We start from the raw sequence: 25,193 nt of genomic DNA on the forward strand, positions 1-25,193 counted from the left end.
GTGAAAGAAAAGCGAGCACGATCATGACGGGCACGACACGCTCCAGCGCCGAGATCGACCCGCGCCGCAAGCGCATCCTCTTCCGCTGCTGGCACCGCGGCATCCGTGAGATGGACCTGGTGCTCGGCGCTTTCGCCGATGCGGAGATCGAGACGCTTTCCGAGGCCGAGCTCGACGAGCTGGAGCGCATCATGGCCGAGGAGGACAACGACCTCATCAAGTGGGTGACGGGGGAAAAGCCGGTGCCGGAGGCGTTCCGCGACGGCCTCTTCCCGCGCATCGCCGCCTACCGCCCCGATTTCTCGCCGCTCTTCAAAGACATCAGCGCATGATCCCCGGATTTTCCCCCGAACGCATTGCGGCCGCCGGCCGGCCGATGACCATCGGCGCCGTGCCGTCCGGCGTCGAGCCGCTGATCCTTGCCGAACTTGCCCGCAGCTCCGGCCCGCTTGCCTATGTGCTGTCGGACGGCCAGCGCATCTCCGATCTCGAACAGATGCTCGGCTTCGTCGCGCCTGATATTCCGGTGCTGACGCTGCCGGGCTGGGACTGTCTGCCCTATGACCGCGTCTCGCCGAGCGCGGAAGTGTCCGCGCGTCGCCTTTCCGCCCTCTCGGCGCTGATCGCCCACCAGAAGAAGCCGCATGCGGCCATCGTGCTCGTCACCGTCAACGCCATGCTGCAGAAGACGGCGCCGCGCGCGATCATCGAGAGCCTTGCCTTTTCCGCCCGCCCCGGCAACCAGGTGCGCATGGACGACATCGCCGCCCGGCTGGAGCGCAACGGCTTCGAGCGCGTCGCGACCGTGCGCGAGGTCGGCGAATATGCGGTGCGCGGCGGCATCCTCGATGTCTTCGTGCCCGGCAGCGGCGAGCCGGTGCGCCTCGATTTCTTCGGCGATACGCTGGAGAGCATCCGCTCCTTCGATCCCGCCAGCCAGCGCACGACCGGCCAGGCGCGCTCCCTCGACCTCAACCCGATGAGCGAGGTGACGCTGACGCCGGAGACGATCTCGCATTTCCGCAAGCACTATCTCTCTTCCTTCGGCGCCGCGACGCGCGACGACGCGCTCTACCTGGCCGTTTCCGAAGGCCGGCGCTACGCCGGCATGGAGCATTGGCTGCCGCTGTTCTACGACGGCCTCGAAACCGCCTTCGACTATCTTGCCGGCTTCCGTATCGTCACGGACCATACGGTGCGTGAGGCGGCCGTCGAGCGCTCCCGTCTCGTGCGCGACTACTACGATGCCCGCGTGGCGTCCGCGACGCCCGGCAAGGGCCAGGTGGCGCAGGCGACGCCCTACAAGCCGGTGCCGCCGGGCCTTCTCTATCTCGATGCCGAGCGGTTCGCCCGCGAATTCGACGAACGCGACGCCATCCGCCTCTCGCCCTTCAACGAGCACGAGGGCGAGGCGCGGCATGTCGAGACCATCGCGGCGCGGCCCGGCATGCGCTGGGCACGGCCGGCCGGCAGCGAGGATGCGGACAGCGCCCGGGTCAATGTCTTCGACCAGGCGGTGAAACACATCGCCGACAAGCGGGCCTCCGGTGCCAAGGTGCTGGTCACCGGCTGGTCGGAAGGCTCGCTCGACCGCCTCTTGCAGGTGCTTGCCGAACACGGCCTCGGCAATGTCGTGCCGGTCGAGAGGTTCTCCGATCTCCGCAAGCTGAAGCCCGGCGAGGCGGGCTCGGCCGTGCTCAGCCTCGAAAGCGGCTTCGAGGCCGGCGACGTCGTCGTCATCGGCGAGCAGGATATTCTGGGCGACCGCATGGTGCGGCGCTCGAAACGGCGCAAGCGCGGGGCGGATTTCATCACCGAGGTCGCCGGGCTCGACGAGGGCTCGATCGTCGTGCATGCCGAGCACGGCATCGGCCGCTTCGTCGGCCTTCGCACCATCGAGGCCGCCGGCGCGCCGCATGCCTGCCTCGAACTCGTCTATGCGGACGAGGCCAAGCTCTTCCTGCCCGTCGAGAACATCGACCTCCTGTCGCGCTATGGCGGCGAGGGCACGGACGCGCTGCTCGACAAGCTCGGCGGCGTCGCCTGGCAGGCGCGCAAGGCCAAGCTGAAGAAGCGCCTGCTCGACATGGCCGGCGGACTCATCCAGATCGCCGCCGCGCGCCTCGTGCGCCATGCGCCGGTGCTCGTCTCCACGGAGGGCGTCTACGACGAATTCGCCGCCCGCTTCCCCTATGACGAGACCGACGACCAGGCGAACGCCATCGATGCCGTACGCGACGATCTCGGGGCCGGCCGGCCGATGGACCGGCTCGTCTGCGGCGACGTCGGCTTCGGCAAGACGGAAGTGGCGCTGCGCGCCGCTTTCATCGCGGCGATGAACGGCGTACAGGTCGCCGTCGTCGTGCCGACGACGCTGCTCGCCCGCCAGCATTTCAAGACCTTTTCCGACCGGTTCCGGGGGCTTCCCATCCGTGTCCAGCAGGCCTCCCGCCTGGTCGGCTCGAAGGAACTCGCGCTCACCAAGAAGGAACTGGCGGAAGGCAAGACGGATATCGTCGTCGGAACGCATGCGCTGCTCGGCTCGTCGATCAAGTTCGCCAATCTCGGCCTCCTGATCATCGACGAGGAGCAGCATTTCGGCGTCAAGCACAAGGAGCGGCTGAAGGAGCTGAAGAGCGACGTGCATGTGCTCACGCTCTCGGCGACGCCGATCCCGCGCACCCTGCAGCTTGCCATGACGGGTGTGCGCGAACTCTCGCTGATCACCACGCCGCCGGTCGACCGCATGGCCGTGCGCACCTTCATCTCGCCCTTCGATCCGCTCGTCATCCGCGAAACGCTGATGCGCGAGCACTATCGCGGCGGCCAGAGTTTCTATGTCTGCCCGCGCCTCAGTGACCTCTCGGAAATCCACGATTTCCTGCGCCAGGATGTTCCCGAACTGAAGGTCGCCGTCGCGCACGGCCAGATGCCGGCCACCGAACTCGAAGACATCATGAACGCCTTCTACGAGGGCCGCTACGACGTGCTGCTCTCGACGACCATCGTCGAATCCGGCCTCGACGTGCCGACGGCGAACACGATGATCATCCACCGCGCCGACATGTTCGGCCTTGCCCAGCTCTACCAGTTGCGCGGCCGTGTCGGCCGGTCGAAGGTGCGCGCCTTCGCGCTTCTCACGCTCCCGGTCAATCGAACGCTGACGGGTACGGCGGAGCGGCGCCTCAAGGTGCTGCAATCGCTCGATACGCTCGGCGCGGGCTTCCAGCTCGCCAGCCACGACCTCGACATCCGCGGCGCCGGCAACCTGCTCGGCGAGGAACAGTCCGGCCATATCAAGGAGGTCGGCTTCGAGCTTTACCAGCAGATGCTCGAAGAGGCGGTCGCGGAGATCAAGGGCGACGAGGAGGTTGCCGACAGCGGCTGGTCGCCGCAGATCTCCGTCGGCACGCCGGTGATGATCCCCGACGACTACGTGCCGGACCTGCACCTGCGCCTCGGCCTCTACCGCCGCCTCGGCGAAATCACCGAGCTCGGCGACATCGACGCCTTCGGCGCCGAGCTCATCGACCGCTTCGGGCCGCTGCCGGTCGAGGTGCAGCATCTCCTGAAGATCGTCTACATCAAGTCGCTCTGCCGCGTGGCCAATGTCGAGAAGCTGGATGCCGGCCCGAAGGGTGTCGTCGTGCAGTTCCGCCACAAGGAGTTCCCGAATCCGGCGGCGCTCGTCGGCTATATCGCCAAGCAGGGCACGCTGGCCAAGATCCGGCCCGACCAGAGCCTGTTCCTCGCCCGGGACTACCCGACGCCGGAAAAGCGGCTGACGGGTGCGGCGCAGGTGATGACGCAGCTTGCGGGACTGGCGAAGCAATAGGGCGTTTTCGCGGTTCGGAGAAAAGCGCACATGCTCCGGTGCGCTGCGCCGGGATGGAGGATGAAGATGTCTGCCGCCGATGCATCCGTCACCGTCTACGGCGCCACCTACAGCGTCTATGTCCGCATCGTGCGGATCGCCCTCCACGAGAAGGGCGTGCCCTACGATCTCGTACCGATCGACGTGTTCGCCGAGGGCGGATTGCCGGCGGACTATCGGGCGCGCCATCCGTTCGGCCGCATCCCCGCCTTCGAGCATGACGGTTTCGGCCTCTACGAGGCGAGCGCCATCACCCGCTATGTGGACGAGGCCTTCCCCGGCTCGCCGCTCCAGCCGCGTGGCCTGCGCGAGCGGGCACGGATGAACCAGATCATCGCCATGCTGGACAATTACGCCTATCGGCCGATGGTGTGGGACGTCTATGTCCAGCGCGTGGAAACGGCGCCTGCGGACGAGGCGCGCATCGCCGCCGGGCTGGAAAAGGCGCGCACCGTCCTTGCGGCGCTTTCCGGCCTATCCGGCAAGGGGCATTGGCTGGCCGGGCCGGACGCGTCGCTTGCCGATTTTCACGCCGCGCCGATGTTCGCCCTGTTCGGTCAGGCGCCGGAAGGCGCGGCGCTGCTTGCGGATTTTCCGGAAATCCACGCCTGGTGGGAGCGGGTCAAGGCCCGCCCCTCCGTCATCGCCGCCGGGGCGTGAGGCCGGTCAGTTCTTCCCGATGCGCTCCTGCGCCTTCAGGGCCGCGATCTCGCGGAAGGCATTGGTCAGCACGTCCACCGACTGCGCGCCCATCACGGCATATTTGTTGTCGATGATGAAGCAGGGCACGCCCGTCACGCCCATGTCGCGGGCCATGCCGATCTCTTCCTTGACCGAATCGACATCCGCGCCGGCCGAGAAGAGGGCGGTGACGACGGCCCGGTCCATGCCGCAGGCTTCGGCGATGTCGAGCAGGACGGTGCGGTCGCCGACATTGCGGCCTTCCTCGAAATAGGCCTTGAACAGGGCGAGCGCGACCCGGTTCTGCACCTCGGGACCTTCGATCATCGCCCAGCGCAGCAGCCGGTGGGCGTCGAGCGTGTTCGGGCTGATCTTCACCGCGGGAAAGTCGAAAGCGATGCCGGCTTCCTGGCCGAGGCCCGCCAGCATCTCGTGGGCGCGCGTCACGGCCTCGTCGCCGCCGAGCTTTTCGGCAAGGTGCGTCTTGTGGTCGACGCCTTCGGCCGGCATGTCGGGATTGAGCTGGTAGGGGCGGAACGTCACGGCGACGGCGAGATCGTCGCCGACGGCCTCGATCGCCTTGTCGAGCCGCTTCTTGCCGAGATAGCACCATGGGCAGACGACGTCGGAGACGACATCGATCGTAATGGCTTCCATCTGCGTTTCCTTTCAAGGCGCCGGACAATCCCGGCCGCCGCGCCGCCGCGTCCTGCGGGCTGCGTGGCAGTGTCTGACATCTGCGGCGGCGGCTCGGCGTGCCGCTCTCACCGCCGAGATAGGCCGGCTTGCGACGGCTTTCAACAGGTTACCTTGCGGTAACCCCAATTCTGGGGATAGCCCCTTTTCATTGCACCCGTTCATCCCACCAGACGGGGAGCTGGAAGCCCCAGAGCGGCGTCACCTCCGGACGGCCGATGGTCTTGTTGCGCGCGATCCATTGCTCCCCGAGGTGATAGAGCGGGACGACATAGTTGCCGGAGAGCAGCATCCTGTCCTGGGCCCGAACGGCCGAGCGGAAATCCTCTGCCGTGCGCGCGGAGAGAATGGCCGCCATGACGCGGTCGAGGTCGGGATCGGCAACGCCGGCAAAGCTCTCGCTGCCCTCGGTGTCGCGCGCCTGCGATCCCCAGCGCCGCACCTGTTCGAGCCCCGGCGACAGGGACGAAAGGAAGGCCTTCATGATGACGTCGTAGTCGAAGGTCTGGCTGCGGCTCTGGTACTGCGAATCATCGACGGTCCTGAGGGTGATGTGGATGCCGAGCGCGCCGAGGAAGCGCTGGTAGGCGAGGGCGAGTTTTTCCTGGTCGGCGTTCTGCGTCATGATCTCGAAGGCGAGCGGCGTACCCGACGCATCGACCATCCGGCCGTCCTTGATGGAATAGCCGGCATTCTTGAAGTGGTTCATCGCCTCGCGCAGCACCTTGCGGTCGCGGCCCGAACCGTCGGTCACCGGCAGGCGATAGGTGCCGTCGAGGATGGCGGGATCGATCCGGTTCACCGCCTCGCCGAGGATTTCGCGCTCACGCGCATCGATCGGCGCGTTCATCGAGGACAGTTCGGTGTTCTGCCAGAAGCTTTCCGTGCGCGTATAGGCGTTTTCGAACAGGCTGCGGTTGACCCATTCGAAATCGAAGGCATAGAGCAGCGCCTTGCGCAGTTCCGCGTTCTGGAAGACCGGGCGGCGCGTGTTGAAGACGAAGCCGAACATGACCGGTGGCAGCTTCGACTTCACCGCATCCTTGATGACCGTGCCGGACTGGACCGCGGGAAAATCGTAGCCGCGCGCCCATTTCGTCGGATTGCCTTCCTGGTAGACGTCGACGGCGCCCTTCTTGAAGGCCTCGAACAGCGAATTGTCCTGCAGGAAATATTCCACGGAGATTTCGTCGTAATTGTCGAAGCCGATCTTCGAGGGAATGTCCTTGCCCCAATAGTTCGGATCGCGCTCGTAGACGATGCGCTCGCCGGGCTTCACGGCCTTGACCTTGTAGGGACCGGAGCCGAGCGGGAAGGTGAGCGACGACCGGTCGAAGGTCTCCACTTCGGTGGCGTGCTTCGGCAGGATCGGCGACAGCGCGATCAGGAGCGGCGCTTCGCGGTCGCCCTTCTCGTTGAAGGTGAAGCGGACGCTGTTTTCACCGGTCTTTTCGAGTTTCTCCACGCCGTTCAGGCGGATGCTGAAGGGGGCGCGGCCCTTGTCCCGCATCAGCTCGAAGGTGAAGATGACGTCCTCGGGCGTCACCGGCTTGCCGTCCGCCCAGCGCGCCTTCGGGTTGAGGTGGAACTCGACGAAGCTGCGGTCGTCGTCCCATTCCACGCTTTCGGCGAGCAGGCCGTACATGGTGAAGGCCTCGTCGCGTGAGCGCACCATCAGCGATTCGTAGACGAGGTTGCCGAATTCCGGGTCCCACATGCCGCGCGCCGTGGTGCGCATGCTTTTCAGGATGAAGGGGTTGAGGCTGTCGAAGGTGCCGACGACGCCGTAGGAGATGCGCCCGCCCTTCTTCACGTCCGGATTGACGTAGCTGAAATGCTTGTAGTCCGCCGGCAGGGCCGGCTCGCCGTGCATGGCGATGCCGTGCACCGGGGCGGCATGGGCGAGGGGGGCGGGCAGGCCGAGAAGGCAGGCGGCAAAGGCCGTCAGGAAGGGGCGCAATTGTGTCTCCTCGTGGGGTCCGGATGATTCTCGTCCATTATACGCGCTCGAAACGGGACGGCAGCGTGGCAGGTGCGGGAAATCCGATGCACGCGGGAATTTCATCAAGAAAGGCTGGATATCCGGCGCGGCCCATTGTAACAGGGTTCCCCGAAGCGGGTCATGCAAATGCCTCATTTCGCCGACAGGAGAGCGCACGGCTGACCAAATCGCCCGAAAGGGCCCCAAGGGGGCGCTGTCGCTCCGGCACCGGATTTTCAGGAGACCGAACTCGTTATGATCTTCACATCGCACCTCATCAAGCGGACCGTGCTTTCCGCCTTTGCTGCTTCCGTTGCCCTGGCGGCTGCTCCTTCCGCTTCGCTGGCACAGCAGCAGGCTGCGCCGCCGAAGGGCTGGTTCAAGGTCTGCACCAAGCAGGAAGACAACGACGTCTGCATCGTGCAGAACCTGCTGACGGCCAACAGCGGCCAGCTCATCACCGCGGTCGGCCTCATCACCGTTGCCGGCAAGGCCAACCGCAAGATCATGCAGGTTTCTGTGCCGAGCGCCCGCCTGATCCCGCCGGGCGTCCAGATGCAGATCGACGGCGGCAAGGCCCAGAAGCTCGACTACGCCATCTGCATGCCCGACAAGTGCGTCGCCGAAGTGCCGCTGACCGACCAGATGATCTCCAGCCTCAAGAAGGGCGGCGAACTCGTCCTGACCTCGGTCAACTTCCAGCGCGCGCCGAACCCGATCAAGATCTCGCTCGAAGGCTTCACCGGCGTCTTCGACGGCGAGCCGATCGAACAGTCGCAGCTCGAAGAGCGCCAGCGCCTGCTGCAGGAAGAAATGCAGAAGAAGGCGGAAGAAGCCCGCAAGAAGCTCGAAGAGGCCCAGAAGGCCGCCAAGAGCCAGTAAGCGTCCCGCTTGATGCGATCACGAAAAACCCGGCCAAAGGCCGGGTTTTTTGTTGGGCGAAGCGGAAGCGCGGCGACGGGCGCGCTTCAGTGGAAAATGCCGCTCTGCTCCTTCCAGCGATAATGCCCCTTCTCCACATCCATCAGGGCGCGGACCTGCGGATGGCGGATCGGCTTGCCGCTGTCGTCGGGAACGAGGTTCTGCTCCGAGACATAGGCGACATATTCCGTATCCTCGTTCTCCGCGAAGAGATGATAGAACGGCTGGTCCTTGGACGGCCGGATTTCGGCGGGAATGGCGTTCCACCATTCCTCCGTGTTGGCGAATTCCGGATCGACATCGAAGACCACGCCACGGAAGGGGAAAACCCGGTGGCGGACGATGTCGCCAATGGCAAATTTTGCGTTACGCATCTTCATGTCGTACCTACCTTTCCTCCTATATTTGGGTAAATACGCCGAAACATCAATAGTTCGGCCATCTCGCACGTCTTTATCCAAGGGAGCGGGGCGCTTGCGCCACCGATGGTTTCGGCGTACCCCAAAGGGGGCGTCTCATGTGGGTCGGGTGGCATGAACAATCAGTGGGGCAGGAGCGGTAACGGACCGGCAGCAGGCGGCGGCATCGGAGGCATCCTGTTCGCCTCCGTGGTGTGCCTGGCGCTCGGCGCGGCCGGCGGCTACGGCGCCTTCCGCATGATGGACGACACGGTTCCGCACAGCGAGCTCGAAGCGCGCGACACGCGTATCGCCGACCTTCAGCGCGACCTCGACGCCCGCACCGCCGAGGTCGAGGAAAGCACCCGGAAGGCGCAGGCGCTGACGCAGGAGAACGGCACGCTCAAGCGCCAGCTCGAGACCCTGCGCAAGGATGCGAATACGTCGGGCGCGGATGTGGCGGCGATCGCCGCCGAACGCACCAGGCTTGCGCAGGAGGTTGTGCCCGCGCTCGAAGAAAAGCTCCAGCTGCTCGGCCAGCGCGTCGCGGATGCCGAAGCGCAGCAGAAGAAGGCCGAGGAGGCCGTCAAGGACCGCGAGCGCCGGCTTTCGCTCCAGACCGACAAGATCGCCGGCCTTGAAAAGTCCTGCACGCAAGAGGCCGCCGCACGCGGCGCGGAGGCCGAGGACCTGAAGACGCAGACCGCCGGCCTGCGCGCGGAACTGGACAAGGCCCGCACGGCCGAAGAGGCGCTGCGCACGAAAAACCTGCCGGCGCTTCAGGACGAGATCGACCGCAAGGACAAGGAGATCGCCGCCCTCGGCGAGCGCACCAAGGCGCTGACGGGGCAGGTCGAGGCTCTCGAGGCGGCCAACTGCATGCCGCTGCCGAAGGAGCCGAACGACAATGGCAGGAAGGCGGTGCCGGACAAGCAGGCGACCGACGATGCCGCCCGGGACATCACCATCCAGGCCCTCAACCCGCGCAACGGCGCGCGTGTGGCCGAGGTGATGCGCGAAACGCCCGGCCTCGATGCCCTTACCAGCGTGCAGCGCGAACAGCTCGAACGTTCGCTTGCCGCCGGCGAATGCGTGACCAGGGCGCTCGGCGGCGTCTTCCGGCGCATTCCGGTGCTTGCCCTCAGAAATCTCATGCGCGACCTCGATGCCGACTGCTGAACCCCTCACTGAACCTGCCTTGGATGGGAGAAAAGGAATGAAGCGATCTGTTCTTTTGGCCGCGCTCGGGCTGGCGCTTTCCACCGCAGGCGTCCTTGCCGCGGATTTCGAGCGCAACATCATGACCGGCGGCCCGCAGGGCACCTATATCAAGATCGGCCGCGACATCGCCGCGCTCGGCGCCGAATGCGGCCAGACGCTCAATGTCCTCGAAAGCGCGGGATCGCTGGAGAACTTCGTCGGCGTGCGCAACCGCCGCAACACCCAGTTCGGCATCGTGCAGAGCGACGTGCTCGAATACCTGAAGACCTTCGAGAAGAACGATCCGGAAGTGCAGAAGGCGGTCAAGGGCGTGCGCATCATGTTCCCGCTCTACAACGAGGAGATCCACGTCCTCGCCCGCACCGACATTGCGGGCCTCAAGGACCTCGCGGGCAAGAAGGTCGCCGTCGGCAAGAAGGATTCGGGCACCTTCCTCACCGCCACGCTCATCATGGACATCCTGCAGGTCAAGGCCGGCGAGCGCATGGACATCAACCCGGACGAGGCGCTGCCGAAACTCCTCTCCGGCGAGATCGACGCCTTCTTCTACGTCGCCGGCGCGCCGGCCTCGCTCTTTACCGGCAACACCATCGACAGGGCGAAGTTCCATCTCGTGCCGATCACCGAGGCGCCGCTGCTCGCCACCTACACGCCCTCGCGCATCGAGGCCGGCACCTATTCCTTCCAGGACACGCCGGTCGACCTCATCGCCGTCAAGGCCGTGATGATGACCTATGATTACGACACCAAGCGCAACGCCTATCACCGGGACAGTTGCAAGACGGTGGCGGATTTCTCCAACCTCATCGTCACCGGGCTCGACAAGCTGAAGACGACGGGCCATCCGAAATGGAAGACGGTGGACCTCACCGCGCTGCCGCCCGGCTGGCAGGTCGGCGTCTGCGTGAAGGCCGGCATGGCGCTCGATTACAAGCCCGCCTGCAAACCCGCCGCCGCTGCCGCCACGAGCGCCACGGACGACAGCAACGAGGAATATCTCAACCTGCTCAAGCAGCGGCTCCAGCCGTAGCGCGCGCCTTTCTCAAGACGGGCATCGCGCGTGTGGTTGGATCCTCGGGTCGAGCCCGAGGATGACGAAAGAAGGGATGACGGGCGAAAACAGGCGAGTGAACCGCATGCCGCGCCGTTCGATAGGCCGCCAGCTTCTCCTCCCCGCCGTCATCCTCGGGCTCGACCCGAGGATCCAAGCGCCACCCACAACGCTCCCCGACAAACAAAAAACCCGGCCAGAAGCCGGGTTTTTCGTCACAAAAACGCTGCCGATCAGGCGGAGTAGTACATGTCGAACTCGACCGGGTGCGGGGTCATTTCGTAGCGCATGACCTCCACCATCTTCAGCTCGATGTAGGAATCGATCTGGTCGTCGTCGAACACGCCGCCGGCCGTCAGGAACTTGCGGTCCTTGTCGAGGCTTTCCAGCGCTTCGCGCAGGCTGCCGCAGACGGTCGGGATCTTCTTCAGCTCCTTCGGCGGCAGGTCGTAGAGGTCCTTGTCCATGGCCTTGCCGGGATGGATCTTGTTCTTGATGCCGTCGAGGCCGGCCATCAGCATGGCGGCGAAGCCGAGATAGGGGTTGCCGAGCGGGTCGGGGAAGCGGATCTCGACGCGCTTGGACTTCGGACCGGTGCCGAACGGAATGCGGCACGAGGCCGAGCGGTTGCGGGCCGAGTAGGCGAGCAGGACCGGCGCCTCATAGCCCGGGACGAGACGCTTGTAGGAGTTCGTCGTCGGGTTGGTGAAGGCGTTGATCGCCTTGGCATGCTTGATGATGCCGCCGATGAAGTAGAGGCAGGTTTCCGACAGGCCGGCATATTCGTCGCCGGCGAACTGCGGCTTGGAGTCCTTCCAGATCGACAGGTGCACGTGCATGCCCGAGCCGTTGTCGCCGAAGACCGGCTTCGGCATGAAGGTCGCCGTCTTGCCATAGGCATTGGCGACCTGGTGCACGACATACTTGTAGATCTGCACCTTGTCGGCGCTGCGCACCAGCGTGTCGAACTTGACGCCGAGCTCGTGCTGGGCGGCCGCCACCTCATGGTGCTGCTTCTCGACGGTGACGCCCATCTCGGTGAGCACGGTCAGCATCTCCGAGCGCATGTCCTGGCAGCTGTCGACCGGGGGAACCGGGAAGTAGCCGCCCTTGACGCGCGGGCGATGGCCGAGGTTGCCGGTCTCGTAGTCGGTGTCGTCGTTGGACGGCAGTTCCGAGGAATCCAGCTTGAAGCCGGTATTGTACGGGTCGGCCTTGTACTTGACGTCGTCGAAGACGAAGAATTCCGGTTCCGGGCCGGCATAGATCGTGTCGCCGATGCCCGAGGCCTTCAGGTAGGCTTCGGCCTTCTTGGCCGTGCCGCGCGGGTCGCGGTTGTAGCTCTCGCCCGAGACCGGGTCGAGGATGTCGCACATGACGACCATGGTGGACTGCGCGAAGAACGGGTCCATGTGCACGGTCGCCGGGTCGGGCATCAGCACCATGTCGGACTCGTTGATCGCCTTCCAGCCGCCGATCGAGGAGCCGTCGAACATGACGCCATCGGCGAACATGTCTTCGTCGACGACGCCGACGTCCATCGTCACATGGTGCATCTTGCCGCGCGGGTCGGTGAAGCGCAGGTCGACGAACTTGACGTCGTTTTCCTTGATTTGCTTGAGGATTTCATTGGCAGTCGTCATTTTATGGAGTCCCTGTGTGAGATGACGAGGTGGAAGCCTCGGCCGGACGGCCGGGCGGGATCAGATGGCGTCGACGCCGGTTTCGCCGGTGCGGATGCGGATGACTTCTTCGACGTTGGAGACAAAGATCTTGCCATCGCCGATGCGGCCGGTCTGGGCCGCGTTGCGGATGGCCTCGATGACGGCCTCCGCGTTTTCGTCCGCCAGGACGACCTCGACCTTCACCTTGGGCAGAAAGTCGACGACGTATTCGGCCCCGCGGTAAAGCTCCGTGTGGCCCTTCTGGCGTCCAAAGCCCTTCGCCTCGGTGACGGTGATACCCTGCAGGCCAACTTCCTGGAGGGCTTCCTTCACTTCATCGAGCTTGAAGGGCTTGATGATCGCTTCGATCTTTTTCATGAGAAAATGTCTCTCCGCTTCTCCCGTTTGCGCGCGGTTTGCGCCCGCTGCACATTCAAATGCACGTATCATGCCAATTTGAGCAGGGTGCGTGCCGGATCAGATGAAATCCGCTTCCGGTGCGATCCTGCCCGTCCTCACACGGCGGATGATGCGGCTTTCCGGGCAAAAGGGCCAGCGGAATTTGCCTAAAAATTGTCACTTTCCACCCGGGCCGATGCCTCTGGAGGGCCGGGCCGGCGGACCTGCCGCGTAAAGCTGCAATGTTGAGCGCATGGAATGTGCAAATGCACAAAAAACGGTCGTTACGCCGGATCGATCCGCGGGCTTGTCTCCACCCCGGCTTTGCGCGCATGGTGGCGGCATGCACAAGGATATAGACACACTCATCGTCACGCCCGAGGACATGGGCCGGATCGACCGCGCCGCCGCCCTCGATCTTTCGAGCTACGGCCTGATGGAGCGGGCGGGACAGGCGGTTGCCGCCGCGGCGCTGCGCCGCTTTCCCGGCGCCCTGCGCTTTGTCGTCCTGTGCGGGCCGGGCAACAATGGCGGCGACGGCTATGTTGCCGCCCGCGCCTTGCAGGAGGCGGGGGCCGCGGTCGCCGTCCATGCGCTCGGGGAGACCGCGGTGCTGACGGGAGACGCGGCGAGCGCCTTCGCCTGTTTTTCCGGTTCCGTCGCGCCGCTTTCCGCCTATGTGCCCGCCGCCGGCGACGTGGTCATCGATGCGCTGTTCGGCGCGGGCCTGTCGCGCGACGTGCCGCAGGCGGTCGCCGATATCATCGAGGCCGTGTGCCGCAAGGCGGCGCTGCCCGTGCTGGCGGTGGACCTGCCCTCCGGCGTCGACGGCCGGACCGGGCAGGTGCGCGGCGCGGCCTTCGAGGCCAGCGCGACCGTCACCTTCATGTGCCGCAAGCCCGGCCACCTGCTGCTGCCCGGCCGCAGCCTCGCGGGCGACCTGGAGGTCTTCGACATCGGCATCCCCGCACGCCTGCTGGCCCGGCATGCGGACCACATGCGCGTGAATGTGCCGGCGATCTGGCGTCTCGCGCTGCCCGAACAGGAGGGGGCGATCCACAAATACGGGCGCGGCCATCTTGCCGTCTTCTCCGGCCCGGCGACGGCCACGGGCGCCGCGCGCCTCTCCGCCGCGGCCGGCCTTCGCGCTGGCGCCGGTCTCGTCACGCTGCTCTCGCCGCGGGAGGCGCTTTCCGTCAACGCCGCCCACCTGACCGCTGCGATGCTGAAACCCGTCGACGGCGACGATGACCTTTCGGCCCTGCTCGACGATGCGCGGTTGCAGACCTTCGTGCTCGGCCCCGGCTTCGGCGACGGCGCGCGGGCACGGGGCCACGTCCGCCTGCTTGCCGAAGGCGGCCGTCGCCTGGTGCTCGATGCAGACGGCATCAGCGCCTTCCGCGACGATCCGGCGGCGCTCTTCGCGCTCTTTTCCGGCGAAAGCCCGCGGCTGGTGCTGACGCCGCATGACGGCGAGTTCGCCCGCCTCTTTCCGGATCTTGCGCAAGACGGCGCCCTGTCGAAAATCGATCGCGCCCGGAAGGCGGCCGCGCGCAGCAACGGCATCCTGATCCTCAAGGGCGCCGACACCGTGATCGCCGCGCCGGACGGCCGGGTCCTCGTCAACGGGAACGCGCCGCCCTGGCTTGCTACGGCCGGCTCCGGCGACGTGCTCGCCGGCATCGTCGGCGCGCATCTCGCGCAGGGCATGCCCGCCTTCGAAGCGGCCGCCAGCGCCGTCTGGCGCCATGGCGAGGCGGGCCGGATCGCAGGCGAGGGACTGACGGCGGAGGATCTGCCGGACGCCATTCCGCCCTGGCCCGAATAGGACAGGCATCGCATCCCTGCATGGGATCAAACGCAACCAGACCCGGGGAGACCGGCATGATCGTTCAAGCCTGCATCAACGGCGCGCGCCCCGCCGACTACCATCCGCGCCTGCCCCTGACGGCACAGGCGATGGCGATCGACGCCGCCGCCTGCATTTCCGCCGGCGCGGCGGAACTCCATATCCATCCGCGCGGGCCGGACGGACGCGAGAGCCTGGCGGCTGTCGACGAGACGGTGCGCGCCGTGCGCGAGACATCCCCCGGCACGTTCATCGGCGTGTCGACGGGCGCGTGGATCGAAGGCGACGAGGAGCGGACGCGCGATCGCATCGCGGCATGGCGAGAACTCCCCGACTATGCCTCCGTTAACCTCTGCGAACCCGATGCGCCTGCCGTCATGGCCCTGTTGCACCGCATGGGCGTCGGCGTCGAGGCGGGGCTGGCCAGCGTGGCGGATGCCGAACGGTTCGTCGCCCTGCCGGATTGCCGACGGGCGCTGCGCGTCCTCATCGAGATCGATCACGAACAGGATTTTGGCGACGCGGACGCCACCGCCGACGGGATCGCAGAAGTTCTCGCAAGGGCGAATGTCCGCCGGCCGATCCTGCTGCATGGGGCCGATGCGACCGTCTGGCATTTCGTCCGGCGCGCCCACCGACAGCGCTGGTCCACCCGTGTCGGACTGGAGGACGGTTGCCTGCGCCTCAATGGCGAGACAGCGGCAGACAATGCCGACATCGTACGGGATGCCACCGGGCTCTTCCGCTCCACGGCTCCGGGCTGACGCCCGCGCCGAAAGACATGGGCGAAGGCGAGGGACCCGGCAGCCGGCGGCATCAGCCGGTGCGCCGCTGCAGCTCGCGCGCGCCGTTCGGCGCGTTCACCTTGCCCGACGTGATGAAGAAGGCAAAAACGTCGCGCGGTTTCTGCGCCGGCTTGGTCGCCGGGTCGATCTTCGGCAAATCGGCCGGCTCGCCGCCGCCGGACCAGGCCTTGAGCCGCTCCGCCCATTCATCGAGCGCTTCGGGCGGGTAGCAGGTCTTGATGTCGTCGGAGCCCTTCTGCAGGCGGGCATAGACGAAATCCGCCGTCACGTCGGCGATCTCGGGATAGTCGGCATGCTGGGCGTAGACGATCGCCGTCTTGTACTTGCGGGCGAGCGCCGCGAATTCCGGCACGAGGAACGTATCGTTGCGCACTTCCAGCGCATGTTTCAGCGCGAGGCCGTCCAGCTTTTCCGGCAAAAGCTTCAGGAAACCCTCGAAATCATCCGGCTCGAACTTCTTCGTCGGCGGGAACTGCCAGAGGATCGGGCCGAGATGGTCGCCGAGTTCGGTCAGCCCCTGCGTCAGGAACTTTTCGACGGATTCGCCGCCATCGGCCAGGACCTTGCGGTTCGTCGTGAAGCGGCTCGCCTTCAGCGAGAAGATGAAGCCGTCCGGCACTTCGGAGGCCCATTTGGCGAAGGTTTCCGGCTTCTGCGAGCCGTAATAGGTGCCGTTGACCTCGATCGCCGTCAGTTCGCGGCTGGCGAATTCGAGCTGGCGTTTCTTCGCCAGTTTTTCCGGATAGAACGTGCCTTCCCAGGGATCGAAGGTCCAGCCGCCGATGCCGGTTCTGATGGTGCCGGATGTGCTCATGTCAGTTCTCCTCGACAGACAGATGGCGGCGCCTCTCAGGCGGGCGCGATAAAGGGCTGGGAAATGTCCTGAAACACCGGCAGCGCCTCCATGCCGGCGCAATGGGCCGCGAGCGCGGGATAGGCGACGGAGTCGATGAGACCGGGATGGGCCTCGCCGACATGGCGCCAGGCGCAGGCGACCGCGATATCGGCATGGGTGATGCCGCCGAACCAATATGTTCCGGGCCGCGCGGCCCGCTCGGCCTCCAGCGCGGCAAGGACGGTTGAAATCTGCAAGCGGCAGCGCTCGACGAAAAAGGCCGAAGGCGTTTCGTGCAGGTGCAGCTCGTAGAACAGGCCGACGCCCTTGTCCGCAAGACCGGTCGCGAAGGTCATCACCTTCAGCGCCTGCCGCCGTGCAGGCTCGGCCTGCGGCAGGAGGCGCTTTTCCGGCGGCACGAGGCCGTCGAGATGATCGAGGATCGAGGAGCTGTCGGCCACCACGTCGCCATCGTCCAGCACCAGCGTCGGAACCCGCATCAGCGGGTTGACCGCCTGCACCTTGTCGCCCTCGCCGAACACCGACCAGGGCCGGTGCTCGAAGGGGAGGCCGTAGAGCCGCAGCGCAATGCCCACACGGCGCACAAAGGACGAATCGTACTGGCCGATCAGGATCATGGGTTACTCCGCCGCGACCTTCTTCATCGGCCGGCGTTCCAGCAATTCCCGGAGGAAGTGGCCGGTATAGGAGCGCTCCACCTTCACCACGTCCTCCGGCGTGCCCTCGGCGATCACCTCGCCGCCGCCGTCGCCGCCTTCCGGGCCGAAGTCGATGATCCAGTCGGCGGTCTTGATGACCTCCAGATTGTGCTCGATGACGACGACCGAATTGCCCTGGTTGACCAGTTCGTGCAGCACTTCGAGCAGCTTCGCCACGTCATGGAAGTGCAGGCCCGTCGTCGGCTCGTCGAGGATGTAGAGCGTGCGGCCGGTCGAGCGCTTCGACAGTTCCTTGGCGAGCTTGACGCGCTGCGCCTCGCCGCCCGACAGCGTGTTCGCCTGCTGGCCGACCTTGATATAGCCGAGGCCGACCTGATTCAGCGTCGTCAGCTTGTCGCGCACGGCCGGCACGGCGGCGAAGAACTCGACGCCTTCCTCCACCGTCATGTCGAGCACGTCGGCGATCGACTTGCCCTTGAAGGTGACGTCGAGCGTCTCGCGGTTGTAACGCTTGCCGTGGCAGACGTCGCAGGTGACGTAGACGTCGGGCAGGAAGTGCATCTCGATCTTGATGACGCCGTCGCCCTGGCAGGCCTCGCAGCGTCCGCCCTTGACGTTGAAGGAGAAGCGGCCGGGCTGGTAGCCGCGGGCCTTCGCCTCCGGCAGGCCGGCGAACCAGTCGCGGATCGGCGTGAAGGCGCCGGTATAGGTCGCCGGGTTGGAGCGCGGCGTGCGGCCGATCGGCGACTGGTCGATGTCGATGACCTTGTCGATATATTCGAACCCGTCGATGCGCTCATGCTCGGCCGGGATTTCGCGCGCGCCCATGATGCGGCGGGCGGCCGACTTGTAGAGCGTCTCGATGAGGAAGGTCGACTTGCCGCCGCCCGAAACGCCCGTGACCGCCGTGAAGACGCCGAGCGGGATCGATGCCGTGACATTCTTCAGATTGTTCGCTTTCGCGCCGACGACCTTGATTTCCTTCTTTTTCTTCGGTTTGCGGCGCTCCGCCGGAACCGCGACGGCAAGTTCGCCCGACAGGTATTTCCCCGTCAGCGAGGCCGGGTTGGCGATGACCTCGCCGGGCGTGCCCTGCGCGATCACCTCGCCGCCATGGATGCCGGCGGCGGGACCGATATCGACCACGTAGTCCGCCGTCAGGATCGCGTCCTCGTCATGCTCGACGACGATGACGGTGTTGCCGATGTCGCGCAGGTGCCGCAGCGTATCGAGCAGGCGCGCATTGTCGCGCTGGTGCAGGCCGATGGAGGGCTCGTCCAGCACGTAGAGCACGCCCGTCAGGCCCGAGCCGATCTGCGAGGCGAGGCGGATGCGCTGGCTCTCGCCGCCCGACAGCGTGCCGGAATTGCGCGAGAGCGAAAGATATTCGAGGCCGACATCGTTGAGGAAGCGCAGACGCTCGCGGATCTCCTTGAGGATGCGGACGGCGATCTCGTTCTGCTTGGCATTGAGGTGCTCCGGCAGCGCCTCGAACCAGTCGCGCGCGACGCGGATCGACATGGCCGTCGCCTCGCCGATATGCAGCCTGTTGATCTTCACCGCCAGCGCCTCCGGCTTCAGGCGAAAACCGTTGCAGGCCGGGCAGGGGGCGGCCGACATGTAACGCTCGATCTCTTCCCGCGACCAGGCGGAATCGGTCTCCTTCCAGCGCCGTTCGAGGTTCGGCACGATGCCCTCGAAGGTTTTCACCGTCTTGTAGGAGCGCGCGCCGTCCTTGTAGTTGAACTCGATCTTCTCCTTCGTGCCGTTGAGGATGGCGTCCTGCGCGGCTTCCGACAGTTCCGACCAGCGGCTGGAGAGCTTGAAGCCATAGGCGGCGCCGAGCGCTTCCAGCGTCTGGTTGTAATAGGGCGAGGAGGATTTGGCCCAGGGCGCGATGGCGCCGTCGCGTAGCGTGCGCTCCGCCTCGGGCACGATGAGGTCCGGGTCTATCTTCTGCTGGCTGCCGAGGCCGTCGCAGGTCGGGCAGGCGCCGAACGGGTTGTTGAACGAGAAGAGCCGCGGCTCGATTTCCGGGATGGTGAAGCCGGAAACCGGGCAGGCGAACTTTTCGGAAAACAGCACGCGCTCGTGCGTGTCGTTCAGCGACTTGTTGGCCGAGCCGCCGGCCGACGTCTCCTCGACGGGCAGCGGCTTGTCGGCGAATTCGGCGATCGCCAGGCCGTCTGCGAGCTTCAGGCAGGTCTCGAGGCTGTCCGCCAGGCGCGAGGAAAGGTCCGGGCGCACGACGACGCGGTCGACCACCACGTCGATGTCGTGCTTGTATTTCTTGTCGAGCGCCGGCACGTCGGCGATCTCGTAGAACTGGCCGTCGACCTTAACGCGCTGGAACCCCTTCTTCATCAATTCGGCGAGTTCCTTCCTGTACTCGCCCTTGCGGCCGCGCACGACGGGCGCGAGGATGTAGAGGCGCGTTCCCTCGCCGAAGTCGATGACGCGGTCGACCATCTGGCTGACCGTCTGGCTCTCGATCGGCAGGCCGGTCGCCGGCGAATAGGGCACGCCGACGCGCGCGAAGAGCAGGCGCATGTAGTCGTAGATCTCGGTGACCGTGCCGACGGTCGAGCGCGGGTTCTTCGAGGTCGTCTTCTGCTCAATGGAGATGGCCGGCGACAGGCCGTCGATCTGGTCGACATCCGGCTTCTGCATCATCTCCAGGAACTGGCGGGCATAGGCCGAAAGGCTCTCGACATAACGCCGCTGGCCCTCGGCATAGATCGTGTCGAAGGCGAGCGACGACTTGCCGGAGCCCGAAAGCCCGGTCATGACGATCAGCTTGTTGCGGGGCAGGTCGAGGTCGATGCCCTTGAGATTGTGTTCGCGCGCGCCGCGAATGGAAATGGTCTTGAGTTCGCTCATGGTATCCAGCGTCAGGGGTCGTTGCGCATCAATTTCGGATCTGGCCCCTATGTAGGGATGGGTTGGGGCGTGTCCATGCGCGGTCTTGAGAATTCCGTGCCCGTTTCCGATTCGGTTGACAAGAGTGTAGGGAATTATTAGAACAAAAAAAGAACGAATTTTTGCAATTGATCTGTGGATTACCACTCGTGCGGGGCGGCGCCGGCGATCGGCAGCCGATAAGATGCCGCATTCGTGTAGTGAAATGATGTCGGGCGCCATGTGCCCGGCGCGATAACGGGAAGTTACGGGTATGGCTGGAAGCGTCAACAAGGTGATCTTGATCGGCAATGTCGGGGCGGACCCGGAAATCCGGCGCACGCAGGACGGTCGGCCGATCGCCAACCTGCGCATCGCCACCTCGGAAACCTGGCGCGACCGCAACAGCGGCGAGCGCCGCGAGAAGACCGAATGGCACAATGTCGTGGTCTTCAACGAGGGTCTGTGCAAGGTCGTCGAGCAATATGTGAAGAAGGGCGCGAAACTCTATATCGAGGGCGCGCTGCAGACCCGCAAGTGGCAGGACCAGACCGGCAACGACCGCTATTCGACGGAAGTCGTGCTGCAGGGCTTCAACTCGACCCTGACCATGCTGGACGGCCGCGGCGAAGGCGGCGGCGAGCGCCGGGGCGGCGGCGACTTCGGCGCGGCGCCGAACTACGACGACTACGGCTCGCGTCCGGCTTCGGGCGGCGGCAGCAGCAGCAGCCGTTCGAGCGGCTCGCTCTCGCGCGACATGGACGACGACATCCCGTTCTGAGGATAGGGAGCGAGGCCGGCTGTCGCCGGCCTTCCCGGGCGCTTTCGACGGGCAGGCACGCCAGGAAAGGAAGCGTCATGGACTTTGAAAAGACGGCCGCAGACGTGTTGTTCCTGCGGCCGGGCGAGGGACGCAGCTATCCGCTCGGCCGCATGAGCGCGGTCTTCAAGGCGGACCATGGCGAGACCCGCAATGCCTACAGCGTCTCCGAATGGTGGCTGGAGCCCGGTGCTGCCGGGCCGGGCGCCCATTCCCATGCGGACAATGTCGAGCTTTTCTACGTGATCGCCGGTGTCGCCAGCATCCTGGCCGGCGAGGAGTGGCTGGAGGCGTCGGCGGGCAGTTTCGTGCGCATTCCGGCGACCGTGCTGCATGACTTCGAGAACCGCACGGACGAGCGCATCGGGCTGCTCAACGTGTTCCTTCCCGGCGGTTTCGAGGAGAACATGCCGGCCATCGCAAAATGGTTCGCCGAAAATCCCTGACCGGCGGACACCCGCACGAGGCGCCGGACTATAGCCTGTGGAATGACGACACCACGCCTCTCTCCCTGCGGGTGCCTCCCAGGCTTCTCCCAGGTGAGCGTATGGAATCCGACATCGCTGATCTTCCCTTCTCCCCTGGGAGAGAAGGTGGCCCGAAGGATCGGATGAGGGGCGGGTGAAATCCTTGGCTTTTCTTGCCTTCGGCATCCCCCTCATCCGCCTGCCGGCACCTTCTCCCCGCAAGCGGGGAGAAGGAGGATGTGGCGGCGGTTTCCTTCCCCGTGCGATCGCTCCGCGGGGAGCGGGGCATCCTCAGCCGATGAACACCGACTTCACGCCGTCCACCACGAACTGCACGGCGAGCGCGGCGAGGATGACGCCCAGCAGGCGTGTCAGGATGGCGCGGCCGGTCTTGCCGAGGAAGCGGTCGATGCGCTCGGCGATGACCAGCGACAGGAACAGGATGGCGATGCAGAGCGCGATGACGCCGATGAGGGCGCCGCGTTCGAGCGCCGAGGGGAAGGAGCCCGAGGTGAGGATCGTCGCGGAGATCGCGCCGGGGCCGGCGATCAGCGGCAGGGCGAGCGGGAAGACGGCGATGTTGTGGATGTGGTCGCGGGTAATCGCCACCTCGCTGGTCTTTTCCTTCCGCTCGTTGCGGCGCTCGAAGATCATCTCGAAGGCGATCCAGAACAGGAGCAGGCCGCCGGCGATGCGGAAGGCGCCGATGGAGATGCCGAGCAGCGAGAGCACGCCGGCGCCCGTCAGCGCGAAGACGGCGAGGATGCAGAAGGCGATGATGCAGCCGCGCAGCGCCACCTGCGTGCGCTGCGGGCGCGTCATGCCGACGGTGAGCCCCAGGAAGATCGGGGCGAGGCCCGGCGGATCGATGGTCACGAGCAGGGTCGTGATCGCATTGATCAGAAGATCGATATTGAGCATGTCGGGCGTTCCCCTCGCCGTTGCGCGGCCGATTTTTCCCGGCCTTGTCCGGCTATTGTTAGGGGAGGGCGCCGCGCAAGGGAAGGGCGGTCGGACCAATGCGGCGCCACGGCCATGAAAATGCGCAAATTGGCGGATTTTACTTGGAAAAGCCTGTTCAAAACCCCCGGCAAAATTGGCGCTCCCAGCGCCGGTAGGCTATAAAATTCCCTTCTGATTCTGAACAACGATCGTGACCGAAATTGACAGAGCAATCGACACCCGGCGGAAAAAACCCTCCCGGCATTGAGCCTATTTCCATCATCGAGGAAATGCAGCGGTCCTATCTCGACTACGCCATGAGCGTGATCGTGTCCCGCGCGCTGCCCGATGTGCGCGACGGCCTCAAGCCAGTGCACCGGCGCATCCTCTACTCGATGAGCGAGATGGGCGTCGACTGGAACAAGAAATACGTGAAGTCGGCGCGCGTCACCGGTGACGTGATGGGTAAATACCATCCGCACGGCGACGCGGCGATCTACGACGCGCTGGCGCGCATGGCGCAGGACTGGTCGCTCCGCCTGCCGCTGATCGACGGCCAGGGCAATTTCGGCTCCGTCGACGGCGACCCGCCGGCGGCCCAGCGTTATACGGAATGCCGCCTTGAGAAGGCCGCCCATTCCCTGCTCGACGACCTCGACAAGGAAACGGTGAACTTCCGCGACAACTATGACGGCACGATGAGCGAGCCTGTCGTCGTTCCCGCGAAATTCCCCAACCTGCTCGTCAACGGCGCGGGCGGCATCGCCGTCGGCATGGCGACGAACATCCCGCCGCACAATCTCGCCGAGGTCATCAACGGCTGTATCGCGCTGATCGACAATCCGGCGATCGAACTGCTCGACCTGATGCAGATCATTCCCGGCCCGGATTTCCCGACCGGCGCGCTGATCCTCGGCCGTGCCGGCATCCGCCAGGCCTACGAGACCGGCCGCGGCTCCGTCATCATGCGCGGCCGCGCCCGCATCGAGCCGATGCGCGGCGACCGCGAGCAGATCATCATCAACGAGATCCCGTTCCAGGTGAACAAGGCGACGATGATCGAGAAGATGGCGGAACTCGTGCGCGACAAGCGCATCGAGGGCATTTCCGACCTTCGCGACGAGTCCGACCGCGACGGTTACCGCGTCGTCATCGAACTGAAGCGCGACGCCAATGCCGACGTCATCCTCAACCAGCTCTACCGCTACACCCCGCTGCAGACCTCCTTCGGCTGCAACATGGTGGCGCTGAACGGCGGCAAGCCGGAGCAGATGACGCTGCTCGACATGCTGCGCGCCTTCGTCGCCTTCCGCGAGGAGGTCGTCAGCCGCCGCACGAAATACCTCCTGCGCAAGGCGCGCGACCGCGCCCACGTCCTGGTCGGCCTTGCGATTGCCGTCGCCAACATCGACGAGGTGATCAGCCTCATCCGCCGCGCGCCCGATCCGCAGACGGCGCGCGAGCAGTTGATGGAGCGCCGCTGGCCGGCCAAGGACGTCGATGCGCTGATCCGCCTCATCGACGACCCGCGCCACCGCATCAACGAGGACCTGACCTACAATCTCTCCGAAGAGCAGGCCCGCGCCATCCTCGAACTGCGCCTCGCCCGTCTCACGGCCCTCGGCCGCGATGAAATCGACGAGGAGCTGAACAAGATCGGCGAGGAGATCAAGGACTACCTCGACATCCTGTCCTCGCGCCTGCGCATCATGACCATCGTCAAGGACGAGCTCGGCGCGATCCGCGATGAATTCGGCACGCCGCGCCGCACCGAGATCGCCGAGGGCGGCCCGGACATGGACGACGAGGACCTGATTGCCCGCGAGGACATGGTCGTTACCGTGTCGCATGCCGGCTACGTCAAGCGTGTGCCGCTCGCCACCTACCGCGCGCAGCGTCGCGGCGGCAAGGGCCGCTCCGGCATGGCCATGAAGGACGAGGATTTCGCGACCCGCCTCTTCGTCGCCAACACGCACACGCCGGTCCTGTTCTTCTCCTCGCGCGGCATCGTCTACAAGGAGAAGGTCTGGCGCCTGCCGATCGGCACGCCGCAATCCAAGGGCAAGGCGCTGATCAACATGCTGCCGCTGGAGCCCGGCGAGCGCATCACCACCATCATGCCGCTGCCCGAGGACGAGACGACCTGGGAAAACCTCGACGTTATGTTCTCGACGACCCGCGGCACGGTGCGCCGCAACAAGCTCAGCGATTTCGTCCAGGTCAACCGAAACGGCAAGATCGCGATGAAGCTGGAGGAAGAGGGCGACGAGATCCTCAATGTCGAGACCTGCACGGAGAACGACGACGTGCTGCTGACGACGGCGCTCGGCCAGTGCATCCGCTTCCCGGTCGACGACGTGCGCGTCTTCGCCGGCCGCAACTCGGTCGGCGTGCGCGGCATCACGCTGGGCGCCGGCGACCGCATCATCTCGATGACGATCGTCAGCCATGTCGATGCCGAACCGTGGGAGCGCGCCGCCTACCTGAAGCGCTCCGCCGCGGAACGCCGCGCCAGCGGCGTCGACGAGGAGGATATCGCGCTGGTCGGCGAGGAGGTCGGCGAAGTCGGCGACCTCTCCGAAGAGCGCTACCAGGACCTGAGGTCCCGCGAGCAGTTCGTGCTGACGGTGTCGCAGAAGGGTTTCGGCAAGCGGTCGTCCTCCTACGACTTCCGCACCTCCGGCCGCGGCGGCAAGGGCATCCGCGCCACCGACACCTCGAAGACCAACGAGATCGGCGAACTCGTCGCCGCCTTCCCGGTCGAGGAGAAGGACCAGCTCATGCTCGTCTCCGACGGCGGCCAGTTGATCCGCGTGCCGGTCGACGGCATCCGCATCGCCAGCCGCGCGACGAAGGGCGTCACCATCTTCTCCACCGCCAAGGACGAGAAGGTCGTCTCGGTCGAGCGCATCAGCGAGCCGGAAGGCGAGGACGATGCGGACGGCAACGGCATCGAAGGCGATGTCGACGCCGGGGATGCGACGCCGCCGGCCGAGGAATAGGCCGGAAA

At 65.6% G+C, this 25,193-nt stretch carries 20 protein-coding genes; 11 read left to right on the forward strand and 9 right to left on the reverse strand.

What is annotated here, in order from left to right:
- Positions 1-23: 23 nt before the first annotated feature.
- From shn_RS08715 to shn_RS08725, 3 genes are read left to right on the forward strand one after another with little or no spacing between them, the layout of a single operon-like run.
- Positions 24-332, forward strand: a complete 309-nt coding sequence (locus tag shn_RS08715) for a succinate dehydrogenase assembly factor 2 (RefSeq protein ID WP_064330040.1) — start codon at positions 24-26, stop codon at positions 330-332.
- Positions 329-3,835 (forward strand): transcription-repair coupling factor, encoded by a 3,507-nt coding sequence (gene mfd, locus shn_RS08720; protein ID WP_064330041.1) that lies wholly within the window; start codon positions 329-331, stop codon positions 3,833-3,835. The genes shn_RS08715 and mfd overlap by 4 nt, the downstream gene beginning before the upstream one ends.
- 60 nt (positions 3,836-3,895) lie before the next feature.
- Positions 3,896-4,534, forward strand: a complete 639-nt coding sequence (locus shn_RS08725; protein ID WP_371328592.1) for a glutathione S-transferase family protein — start codon at positions 3,896-3,898, stop codon at positions 4,532-4,534.
- 6 nt (positions 4,535-4,540) lie between these two features.
- Here the strand turns inward: shn_RS08725 and shn_RS08730 are convergent, their stop codons facing one another.
- Both shn_RS08730 and shn_RS08735 read right to left on the reverse strand, forming a co-directional pair.
- Positions 4,541-5,212: a DsbA family oxidoreductase gene (locus tag shn_RS08730; RefSeq protein WP_064330043.1), complete on the reverse strand. Its 672-nt coding sequence runs from the start codon at positions 5,210-5,212 to the stop codon at positions 4,541-4,543.
- A gap of 187 nt (positions 5,213-5,399) precedes the next feature.
- Positions 5,400-7,199, reverse strand: a complete 1,800-nt coding sequence (locus shn_RS08735; RefSeq protein WP_064332503.1) for an extracellular solute-binding protein — start codon at positions 7,197-7,199, stop codon at positions 5,400-5,402.
- Between the two features lie 288 nt (positions 7,200-7,487).
- Between shn_RS08735 and shn_RS08740 the strand changes: the two genes are divergently transcribed.
- The gene (locus shn_RS08740; protein ID WP_064330044.1) at positions 7,488-8,114 is read left to right on the forward strand and encodes an invasion associated locus B family protein; all 627 of its coding nucleotides are present in this window, start codon (positions 7,488-7,490) and stop codon (positions 8,112-8,114) included.
- A gap of 86 nt (positions 8,115-8,200) precedes the next feature.
- Here the strand turns inward: shn_RS08740 and hspQ are convergent, their stop codons facing one another.
- Entirely contained in the window at positions 8,201-8,533 is a 333-nt protein-coding gene (gene hspQ / locus shn_RS08745; protein WP_064330045.1) for a heat shock protein HspQ, read from the reverse strand.
- A 153-nt stretch (positions 8,534-8,686) separates the two neighbouring features.
- On the opposite strand from hspQ, the gene shn_RS08750 reads away from it, so the two are divergent.
- Together shn_RS08750 and shn_RS08755 are read left to right on the forward strand one after the other, a co-directional pair.
- Positions 8,687-9,730, forward strand: a complete 1,044-nt coding sequence (locus tag shn_RS08750) for a hypothetical protein (RefSeq protein ID WP_064330046.1) — start codon at positions 8,687-8,689, stop codon at positions 9,728-9,730.
- 37 nt (positions 9,731-9,767) lie between these two features.
- Entirely contained in the window at positions 9,768-10,802 is a 1,035-nt protein-coding gene (locus tag shn_RS08755) for a TAXI family TRAP transporter solute-binding subunit (protein WP_064330047.1), read from the forward strand.
- Between the two features lie 254 nt (positions 10,803-11,056).
- Here the strand turns inward: shn_RS08755 and glnA are convergent, their stop codons facing one another.
- Complete coding sequence (gene glnA / locus shn_RS08760; RefSeq protein WP_064330048.1) at positions 11,057-12,466, reverse strand: type I glutamate--ammonia ligase; 1,410 nt, start codon at positions 12,464-12,466, stop codon at positions 11,057-11,059.
- 60 nt (positions 12,467-12,526) lie between these two features.
- Positions 12,527-12,865, reverse strand: coding sequence for a P-II family nitrogen regulator (locus shn_RS08765; RefSeq protein WP_003515720.1), 339 nt, complete (start codon positions 12,863-12,865; stop codon positions 12,527-12,529).
- 364 nt (positions 12,866-13,229) lie between these two features.
- Between shn_RS08765 and shn_RS08770 the strand changes: the two genes are divergently transcribed.
- Positions 13,230-14,714 (forward strand): bifunctional ADP-dependent NAD(P)H-hydrate dehydratase/NAD(P)H-hydrate epimerase, encoded by a 1,485-nt coding sequence (locus shn_RS08770; RefSeq protein ID WP_064330049.1) that lies wholly within the window; start codon positions 13,230-13,232, stop codon positions 14,712-14,714.
- A 56-nt stretch (positions 14,715-14,770) separates the two neighbouring features.
- Positions 14,771-15,499 carry a 3-keto-5-aminohexanoate cleavage protein gene (locus shn_RS08775; RefSeq protein ID WP_064330050.1) on the forward strand — a complete coding sequence of 243 codons (729 nt, stop codon included), beginning with the start codon at positions 14,771-14,773 and terminating at the stop codon, positions 15,497-15,499.
- Positions 15,500-15,551: 52 nt separating this feature from the next.
- Here shn_RS08775 and shn_RS08780 read toward each other — a convergent pair whose 3' ends face one another.
- Genes shn_RS08780 through uvrA form a run of 3 tightly spaced genes read right to left on the reverse strand, consistent with a single transcriptional unit; the run spans position 15,552 to position 19,936 of the window.
- Positions 15,552-16,355: a DUF72 domain-containing protein gene (locus shn_RS08780; protein ID WP_064330051.1), complete on the reverse strand. Its 804-nt coding sequence runs from the start codon at positions 16,353-16,355 to the stop codon at positions 15,552-15,554.
- A gap of 35 nt (positions 16,356-16,390) precedes the next feature.
- Complete coding sequence (locus shn_RS08785; RefSeq protein WP_064330052.1) at positions 16,391-17,014, reverse strand: glutathione S-transferase family protein; 624 nt, start codon at positions 17,012-17,014, stop codon at positions 16,391-16,393.
- A 3-nt stretch (positions 17,015-17,017) separates the two neighbouring features.
- Positions 17,018-19,936 (reverse strand): excinuclease ABC subunit UvrA, encoded by a 2,919-nt coding sequence (gene uvrA, locus shn_RS08790; RefSeq protein WP_064330053.1) that lies wholly within the window; start codon positions 19,934-19,936, stop codon positions 17,018-17,020.
- 292 nt (positions 19,937-20,228) lie between these two features.
- Between uvrA and shn_RS08795 the strand changes: the two genes are divergently transcribed.
- Complete coding sequence (locus shn_RS08795; RefSeq protein WP_064330054.1) at positions 20,229-20,735, forward strand: single-stranded DNA-binding protein; 507 nt, start codon at positions 20,229-20,231, stop codon at positions 20,733-20,735.
- A gap of 77 nt (positions 20,736-20,812) precedes the next feature.
- Entirely contained in the window at positions 20,813-21,220 is a 408-nt protein-coding gene (locus shn_RS08800; RefSeq protein WP_064330055.1) for a cupin domain-containing protein, read from the forward strand.
- Positions 21,221-21,532: 312 nt separating this feature from the next.
- On the opposite strand, the gene shn_RS08805 is transcribed toward shn_RS08800, so the two are convergent.
- A complete protein-coding gene (locus shn_RS08805; RefSeq protein ID WP_064330056.1) occupies positions 21,533-22,162 on the reverse strand; it encodes a MarC family protein in 630 nt (209 codons plus the stop codon).
- Between the two features lie 242 nt (positions 22,163-22,404).
- On the opposite strand from shn_RS08805, the gene gyrA reads away from it, so the two are divergent.
- Positions 22,405-25,185, forward strand: coding sequence for a DNA gyrase subunit A (gene gyrA / locus shn_RS08810; RefSeq protein ID WP_064330057.1), 2,781 nt, complete (start codon positions 22,405-22,407; stop codon positions 25,183-25,185).
- Positions 25,186-25,193: the final 8 nt, after the last annotated feature.

It is taken from the genome of Shinella sp. HZN7 (assembly GCF_001652565.1).
In the GTDB taxonomy this organism is placed as follows: Bacteria; Pseudomonadota; Alphaproteobacteria; order Rhizobiales; family Rhizobiaceae; genus Shinella; species Shinella granuli.

What these genes read in the sequence shown, in the direction of transcription:
- shn_RS08770 (WP_064330049.1), top strand. Translation starts at nt 13,230, where the DNA reads ATGCACAAGGATATAGACACACTCATCGTCACGCCCGAGGACATGGGC.
- shn_RS08725 (WP_371328592.1), top strand. Translation starts at nt 3,896, where the DNA reads ATGAAGATGTCTGCCGCCGATGCATCCGTCACCGTCTACGGCGCCACC.
- shn_RS08795 (WP_064330054.1), top strand. Translation starts at nt 20,229, where the DNA reads ATGGCTGGAAGCGTCAACAAGGTGATCTTGATCGGCAATGTCGGGGCG.
- shn_RS08715 (WP_064330040.1), top strand. Translation starts at nt 24, where the DNA reads ATGACGGGCACGACACGCTCCAGCGCCGAGATCGACCCGCGCCGCAAG.
- uvrA (WP_064330053.1), bottom strand. Translation starts at nt 19,936, where the DNA reads ATGAGCGAACTCAAGACCATTTCCATTCGCGGCGCGCGCGAACACAAT.
- shn_RS08785 (WP_064330052.1), bottom strand. Translation starts at nt 17,014, where the DNA reads ATGATCCTGATCGGCCAGTACGATTCGTCCTTTGTGCGCCGTGTGGGC.
- shn_RS08730 (WP_064330043.1), bottom strand. Translation starts at nt 5,212, where the DNA reads ATGGAAGCCATTACGATCGATGTCGTCTCCGACGTCGTCTGCCCATGG.
- hspQ (WP_064330045.1), bottom strand. Translation starts at nt 8,533, where the DNA reads ATGAAGATGCGTAACGCAAAATTTGCCATTGGCGACATCGTCCGCCAC.
- glnA (WP_064330048.1), bottom strand. Translation starts at nt 12,466, where the DNA reads ATGACGACTGCCAATGAAATCCTCAAGCAAATCAAGGAAAACGACGTC.
- shn_RS08750 (WP_064330046.1), top strand. Translation starts at nt 8,687, where the DNA reads ATGAACAATCAGTGGGGCAGGAGCGGTAACGGACCGGCAGCAGGCGGC.
- shn_RS08780 (WP_064330051.1), bottom strand. Translation starts at nt 16,355, where the DNA reads ATGAGCACATCCGGCACCATCAGAACCGGCATCGGCGGCTGGACCTTC.
- mfd (WP_064330041.1), top strand. Translation starts at nt 329, where the DNA reads ATGATCCCCGGATTTTCCCCCGAACGCATTGCGGCCGCCGGCCGGCCG.
- shn_RS08740 (WP_064330044.1), top strand. Translation starts at nt 7,488, where the DNA reads ATGATCTTCACATCGCACCTCATCAAGCGGACCGTGCTTTCCGCCTTT.
- shn_RS08775 (WP_064330050.1), top strand. Translation starts at nt 14,771, where the DNA reads ATGATCGTTCAAGCCTGCATCAACGGCGCGCGCCCCGCCGACTACCAT.
- shn_RS08765 (WP_003515720.1), bottom strand. Translation starts at nt 12,865, where the DNA reads ATGAAAAAGATCGAAGCGATCATCAAGCCCTTCAAGCTCGATGAAGTG.
- shn_RS08805 (WP_064330056.1), bottom strand. Translation starts at nt 22,162, where the DNA reads ATGCTCAATATCGATCTTCTGATCAATGCGATCACGACCCTGCTCGTG.
- shn_RS08800 (WP_064330055.1), top strand. Translation starts at nt 20,813, where the DNA reads ATGGACTTTGAAAAGACGGCCGCAGACGTGTTGTTCCTGCGGCCGGGC.
- shn_RS08755 (WP_064330047.1), top strand. Translation starts at nt 9,768, where the DNA reads ATGAAGCGATCTGTTCTTTTGGCCGCGCTCGGGCTGGCGCTTTCCACC.